6 protein-coding genes and 1 pseudogene are annotated in these 6,377 nt (G+C 66.2%); 5 read left to right on the forward strand and 2 right to left on the reverse strand.

Annotated features, from left to right (window positions below):
• From Q1V78_RS02915 to Q1V78_RS02925, 3 genes and pseudogenes are all read left to right on the forward strand, one after another.
• A pseudogene (locus Q1V78_RS02915) lies at window positions 1-626 on the forward strand (alanine--glyoxylate aminotransferase family protein); the annotation flags it as partial.
• Window positions 627-743: 117 nt separating this feature from the next.
• Complete coding sequence (locus tag Q1V78_RS02920) at window positions 744-878, forward strand: hypothetical protein (protein ID WP_300611435.1); 135 nt, start codon at window positions 744-746, stop codon at window positions 876-878.
• Window positions 879-893: 15 nt separating this feature from the next.
• A complete protein-coding gene (locus Q1V78_RS02925) occupies window positions 894-1,091 on the forward strand; it encodes a hypothetical protein (RefSeq protein WP_300611437.1) in 198 nt (65 codons plus the stop codon).
• A 122-nt stretch (window positions 1,092-1,213) separates the two neighbouring features.
• Here the strand turns inward: Q1V78_RS02925 and Q1V78_RS02930 are convergent, their stop codons facing one another.
• Together Q1V78_RS02930 and Q1V78_RS02935 are read right to left on the reverse strand one after the other, a co-directional pair.
• Window positions 1,214-3,265, reverse strand: coding sequence for an anthranilate synthase component I family protein (locus Q1V78_RS02930; RefSeq protein ID WP_300611440.1), 2,052 nt, complete (start codon window positions 3,263-3,265; stop codon window positions 1,214-1,216).
• An 8-nt stretch (window positions 3,266-3,273) separates the two neighbouring features.
• Complete coding sequence (locus tag Q1V78_RS02935; RefSeq protein ID WP_300611443.1) at window positions 3,274-4,959, reverse strand: hypothetical protein; 1,686 nt, start codon at window positions 4,957-4,959, stop codon at window positions 3,274-3,276.
• Window positions 4,960-5,143: 184 nt separating this feature from the next.
• On the opposite strand from Q1V78_RS02935, the gene Q1V78_RS02940 reads away from it, so the two are divergent.
• Together Q1V78_RS02940 and Q1V78_RS02945 are read left to right on the forward strand one after the other, a co-directional pair.
• Window positions 5,144-5,668 (forward strand): peptidylprolyl isomerase, encoded by a 525-nt coding sequence (locus Q1V78_RS02940; protein ID WP_012359316.1) that lies wholly within the window; start codon window positions 5,144-5,146, stop codon window positions 5,666-5,668.
• 7 nt (window positions 5,669-5,675) lie between these two features.
• Complete coding sequence (locus tag Q1V78_RS02945; protein WP_300611449.1) at window positions 5,676-6,368, forward strand: rhomboid family intramembrane serine protease; 693 nt, start codon at window positions 5,676-5,678, stop codon at window positions 6,366-6,368.
• The last annotated feature ends 9 nt before the right edge of the window (window positions 6,369-6,377 follow it).

Consider the following 6,377-nt stretch of genomic DNA (forward strand, 5'->3'; position numbering starts at 1 on the left):
TCTTCGTCCTCGACTGCGTGGCCAGCGGCACCCTGTGGGTGGACATGAAGAAGACGGGCGTGGACGTCCTGATCTCCGCGCCGCAGAAGGGCTGGTCCGGTAGCCCGGCAGCAGGCTACGTCCTGTTCAGCGAAAACGGCCGCAAGGCGATGGAAAACACCCAGACCAGCAGCTTCGCGATGGATCTGAAGAAGTGGACCGCCATCGCCGACGGCTACGTGGACGGCGGCGCGGGCTACCACGCCACCATGGCTACCGACACCCTGCTGCACAACCTGGAGCTCATGAAGGAAGCCCAGGAAGTCGGCCTGGAGAACCTGCGCGCCAAGCAGGAAGAGCTGGGCGGCAAGGTCCGCGAGCTCTTCGCCGAGCGTGGCTACACCTCGGTCGCCGCACCGGGCTGCGAGGCGCCGTCCGTCGTGGTGGTCAACGCCAAGGATCCGCAGAAGAACTACGTCGCAGCCTTCAAGGAGGCCGGCCTGCAGATCGCGGGTGGTGTGCCGCTGATGATCGACGAACCAGAGGGCCTGGCTACCTTCCGCATCGGCCTTTTCGGCCTGGACAAGTGGGCGGACGTTGACGCTGCGGTGCAGCGCCTGGCCGACGCGCTGGATAAGATCGAGTAAGAGAGCAACGTTGATGTCCGAAGGGGCCGCTCCGCGTGCCGGGCGCACACGCACCGACCGTGGGGCACAAGGTGGCCGCGGCCACCACCCTTGGGCCTGAATGAACGTGGAGTAGACATGAAGCACGCTGATCACACAAGCGAGCACCCCGGCACCCCAGAGGAAATTCTGCAGCTCGTCGAGGACGGGGGGCAGTCGTTTAAGATCCTCTCGGATCCGACGCGCTTTCGCCTGCTGCTGACCCTGCACTAGCAGGGCCCGGCTCGGATGACGATGACGGAGCTGGCCAACGAGTGCGAACTTCGGCCCGCCACCGCGTCCGCAGCGTTGCGCTACATGTCCAACGCCGGAATTCTCACCGTGGAACGCGACGGTCGCCAGATGCTGTACTCGCTGGTCGACGACCGGATCCACCAGCTGCTGCACGACGTGGGCGGCAATAAGGAGATGCACCGCCACGACTAGGCGGTGCTGGGGGTTCTGCTCGCTCCGGGGCGCGTGCGGCGGCGCGGCGGGGTTGCGGCTACGCCGGGGTCGCGTGGCCGCTGCTGTGAGCCGCCGGGGGAGTTAGCGGGGGATCGGGTGCGTTATGCGCTGCCGGTGATCCGGGCGTCTAGCGCCTCCAGCAGGGCACTGGCTTTGACCAGGATCTCCTGCCATTCGGCCCCGGGGTCGGAATCCGCGACGATGGCCCCGCCCACCCCGAAGCTGGATTCGCGGCCATCGTCGATGAGCGTGCGGATCGTGATGGACAGATCCGCCTCGCCAGTGGGGGAGAGCCACCCGATCGCACCGGAGTACAACCCGCGCGCAGTACCCTCCAGGTCCTCCAGCAGCTCCATCGAGCGGACCTTCGGGGCGCCCGTCATCGACCCGCCCGGGAAGCACGCCGCGAGGCAGTCCACGGCATCGGCGCCTGCGCCGGCGTCCAGTTCGCCGGTGATCGTGCTGACCAACTGGTGGACGTGGCTATAGCTCTCCACCGCGAACAGCTCCGGCACCCGCACGCTGCCCGGCCGGCAGATCTTCGCCAGATCGTTGCGGAGCAGATCGACGATCATCAGGTTCTCCGCCCGGTCCTTCTCGCTGTTCTGCAGTTCACGACGGTGCCGCTCATCCTCAGCGCCGGTGCCGCGCGGCCGGGTGCCCTTGATGGGCTTGGCCTCGACGAACAGGGGGCCTGGGGTTGCGCCGGTGGCCGTGGGTGAGCTCGTGGCTGTACTGGTGCTCGTCTCTGCGCTGGCGGGAGCGTCTGGAGAGGAAACAGCGGCGCGGCGGATGCGCAGGAAGCGCTCCGGGGACGCCGAGAGCACATGGAGCCCCGGGGTGCCGTTCTGCGTGGTGGCGGGGTGCGACGTTGGGCTGACCGCAACAGGTGAGGGGGAAGTTGTGCCAGGGTCCGTTGCCGGCGCAGCGCTGAGGCCGGGGAACTGCAGATAAGCGCCGTAGGGGACGGGGCTCGTGCTGCGCAGTTGCTGGTAGGCGCCCCACGGATCGGCGAGAGCTGGGCCGCGGGCGGTGGTGGTCAGGCAGAGCTCGTAGCTATCCCCGGCCGCGATGTGCTCCTGGCAGGCCAGAACATTGGCCAGGTACTGCTCGTGGCCGTGGTCCAACCGGTACTCGACCGGTGCGTTGGCCGCCCCGTTCGCCACGTTCCGGGCTGCGTCTGGGGCGGCGCCCGGGGCGACGCCCGGGGCGCTTGAATCCTCGGCTTCGGCGGGGAAAAGCTCCTGTAGCCCAGCGCCGAAACGCTCCTCGAGCTGCCGGAACCAGGCCCCGGCCGGGCTGGCGTTCGGAGCGGAGCTCGGGGCGGGGGCTGGAGACGTGAGTGGTTCGTCCCCTGGTGTGCTGTCGGGCCCACCCGATGCCTCCGTGGGCTCCAGGGCCAGCGCGATCACCGCGCCATCGTGCGGGGAGAAGACCAGCCCCCGGTCCGCGAAGAGCAGGGCGGCGTCCGGGTGACTGTAGTGGCGCAGGGGTTCGGCCCCGCCCTCGGCGCTGCTCTCAGCGCCACGCTCCGCATCAGCACCGCGCTCTGCGGCGGGGTCTGCCCCGCGCCGGGTGGCGCTGGCGCGAACGTCGGGGGAGAGGTTCTTCAGCTCATAGCCGAAAGCACCCACCCAGCCGAGCGCGAAACCGCCCGTGAGCTGTGCCGGGAAGTCCTCCGGCACGTGGATGCGCCGCAATTGCTCCCGCAGAGCGTCGTAGAAGGCGGCACCGTCGGCGGCATCGGCACCGGTGGCGTGCCCCGGGACGCGGTAGGCCGCCGCGAAACCGGGACCATCGGCCACGCGGGCGTCGTCCCCAACCTCGGGAACAGGGCTGTGAACGGTGCCGTCAACAGCTCCGCGGACAGTGGCGCGGGAGCAAGAGAAAGCGAGAAAAGACCGCGCCGTATCGCCCTGAAACGCCGAACCGGAATCCAGAAAAACGGCATCCGCAGCCTCTCCGCCCTGGTGGCGAAGCTCAGCGAATGCCGTATTCGCGGCCCGGCGGAAAAGCCCCTGGCACGCGGAAACGCCGCGACCAGCAGAAATCGGGAAGATCCGCCAGCGCAGCGTGAGAGATCCGGATTGCACGCCCGCGGCGCCCGCATCAGGGGCGCTACCGGCAGCGTGGCTGACCCACGGGTAGTGCAAGTTATTCCTTAGAGGCGGTGGCGGCCGCCCTCGTCATCCTTGGAATCCTTCTTGGCGTTATCGGTCTTCTTCGGAGCAGCCGGTGCACCCGGAGCCTTCGGGGCGGCCGGAGCGGCTGGCGCGCCCGGAGCCTTCGGAGCCGCAGCCTTGGAACCGGAATCCTTCTTGGACTCCTCGTTCTTCTTCTGCTCGGCCTTGGCCTTCTCCTCGCGGGCCTTAGCCTCAGCCTTGTCCGTCGCGTCGGAAGCCTGCTCCTTGACATCCTCGGCCTTGTCCTCAGCCTTCGCCTTGGCCTCGGTAGCAGCGGCAGCGGCGGCATCCTTGGCATCAGCAGCAGCGGCCTTCGCCTTTGCTGCAGCCTCCTCAGCCTTCGGCTTCGCGGCGGAACCCGTGGCCTTGCCGGAGAAGTCGGAAGCCTTCGGGGCGGACTTCGCCGGAGCCTGCTTCTTCTCGCGCAAGGCAGCGGCAGCCGCGCCAGCGGCAGCCAGCAGCAGGACCAGCAGGATGTTGCGGCCGAACTTGCCCTTGCCGTTGCGCTTACGCTCCAGCTTGGCGGCCTTCTTCTGGGCCTTCTTGTCGATCTTGTCGACCTTCTTCTGGCCGCGCTTGCTCAGGGTCTTGACGCTCTGCTTAGCAGCCTTGCGACGCTTCTTCGCGTCCTTCTTCGCCTGCTTATTAGCCTTCGCAGCATCCTCCTTGGTCTGCTTCAGCTGGTCAGCGCCCTGCTCCTGCAGGTTCGCGAACTGGGAACGAGCCTGCTCCAGGCCGTCCTGCACGCGGGACTCCAGCTGATCGCGGGTCTGCTGAGCCTGCTTGCCAGCCTTCTGGGCCTTCTTCTCCGCACGCTTCTGAGCCTTCTTCAGACGCTTATTCGCGCTGCGGGTCTCCTGCTTGCGGGCCTTTGCGCCCTCCTTCTGGGCGGCCTCGCGAGCGGACTCCGCTGCGTGGGTTGCGCCCTCCCACAGCTCATCAGCGGCCGCACGGGCACCGGCGCGACCAGCGGCGAAAGCGCCAGCCACGGAGCTGGCGAGCTCGCGCTGCTTCTTCCTATCGCCCAGGTCCTCGACGAGGTTGCGGGAGTCGTCAGCGACGTTCTGCAGGTTGGAACGCAGGTCCTTGCTGTTCTTCTTGGCAGCCTTGCGGGCCTTCTTGCCGTCCTTCTTCGCCTGCTTAGCCAGCTTCTTCTGCTTCTTCTTGCCGTCCTCGAACAGCTCCTCGGCCCGGTCGCCGAGCTGGTTGAACGCGTCGGTCGCGTTAGCCATGCCCTTCTCCTTCAATTCATTCGTTTCGTTATTTAGATCAGAGATACCCTGGCGCGTCTTGCCTCGCAGCGAATTGCGCTTGGCAGCCTTCCGAGCCTTCTTCGCGGACTCGTCCAGCGGGTTATCAAACTGCGTAGCGGGGGAGTTTCCCTCTGCTAGCGCGGTGCTCTCCTCGTGGGCCGCGTGCAGCGCACGAGCCTTCGCAAGAGCCTCGGCTGCGCCGTCCTGCTTCCGCATCTCCTCCGCAACAGCACGGATGTGAGCAGGCGAATCAGCCAGCACAGCCTGCTGCTGCTCGTGCGTCAAAGTCACATTTCGCTGATCGCGAAGCGCATCGAACTCCGCGAGCTGCCTACGCTGCGCGCGGTTCTTCTGCGACTTCCGCAGCTGCTGGGCAATAGTCAGCGCCAGCTTGAGGGTATTGGGATTCATCTAGGAATCTCCTCTTGCGTTGAAATTTCACCAACACTGCCATGATAGGCAAAGCCCACTTATCCTGCCGTGCAGTTTCCCCAAAACATGCTGCAGTAACCCTGATGGCTAGCTCCGCCCCCGCCCGCTGCGGAAGCCCAACCACCCCGCCCCAGCGACTGCTGATTGAAGTACACTGGGGCGCGTGACTAACAAGACTGAAACCGCAATTCTGCACACCAACTACGGGGACATCTCCATCGACCTCTTCGGCAACCACGCGCCGAAGACCGTCGAGAACTTCGTCGGCCTGGCCAACGGCACCAAGGAGTACTCCCAGCCGAACGCTCAGGGCAGCAACGAAGGCCCGTTCTACGACGGTGCGATCTTCCACCGCATCATCGACGGCTTCATGATCCAGGGCGGCGACCCGACCGGCACCGGCCGTGGCGGCCCGGGCTACCAGTTCGAGGACGAGTTCCACCCGGAGCTGCAGTTCGATCGCCCATTCCTGCTGGCCATGGCTAACGCCGGCCCGGGCACCAACGGCTCCCAGTTCTTCATCACGGTGACGGCCACCCCGCACCTGAACAACCGCCACACCATCTTCGGTGAGGTCACCGACAAGGAGTCCCAGAAGGTCGTTGCGAAGATCTCCCGTGTGGCAACCGACCGCATGGATCGTCCGAACGACGACGTGGTGATCGAGTCTGTCGAGATCACTCAGTAAAACCCCTGTGATCGCGATCTTCATCGCGATCAACGTGACCGTCTATGCAGCCATGGCGCTGCAGGCGGTCTTTCACGTATTTCGGCAGGGTTTCTCCGGCCGCGGGGTCGTGTATGCGCTCGAAAGCCCGCTCAGCGACTCCCGAAACTTCGGCTGGGAACTACTCCTTTCCGCGGAGCAAATGGCGGAGCACGGCCAATGGTGGCGCGCAGCCACCGCCTCGATCGTGCACCTCGACGCCGCCCACATCGCCTTCAACATGCTGGCTATCTACTTCATCGGCCAGGCAGTGGAACAGCGCTTCGGTCACCGCATCACGGCCGGCATGATCCTCGCCTCCGCAGGCGTCGGCGCGTTCGCCTGCCTCACCCTGCAACCAGAAGCGACTATGGGTGGGGCCTCAACCGTCGGCTACGGCCTGCTGGCCATGCTGCTCGGCATGAAGATCGCGGAGCGGGAACAGATGGCCTCGGCCATCGTCATGGTGCTGATCTACTTCGCGTGGACCATTTACACCCCCGGTGTGTCGCTCTGGGGCCACGTGGGCGGCTTCCTCGGCGGCGCGGTCAGTTATTTCGCCGTTCGCGGGCTACTCGGGCCAACAGCAGGTCCGGCACAACTCCGCCGGGCCGAAACCGGCGCGCTTTTCATCGGTGCGGCAGCGCTCATCGTGGCCGGCGTGGTTGGCGTCCTGAATTAAAAAACCCGC

This window comes from Corynebacterium sp., from assembly GCF_030152825.1.
Taxonomy (GTDB): domain Bacteria; phylum Actinomycetota; class Actinomycetes; order Mycobacteriales; family Mycobacteriaceae; genus Corynebacterium.

What these genes read in the sequence shown, in the direction of transcription:
- Q1V78_RS02920 (WP_300611435.1), top strand. Translation starts at nt 744, where the DNA reads ATGAAGCACGCTGATCACACAAGCGAGCACCCCGGCACCCCAGAGGAA.
- Q1V78_RS02925 (WP_300611437.1), top strand. Translation starts at nt 894, where the DNA reads ATGACGATGACGGAGCTGGCCAACGAGTGCGAACTTCGGCCCGCCACC.
- Q1V78_RS02935 (WP_300611443.1), bottom strand. Translation starts at nt 4,959, where the DNA reads ATGAATCCCAATACCCTCAAGCTGGCGCTGACTATTGCCCAGCAGCTG.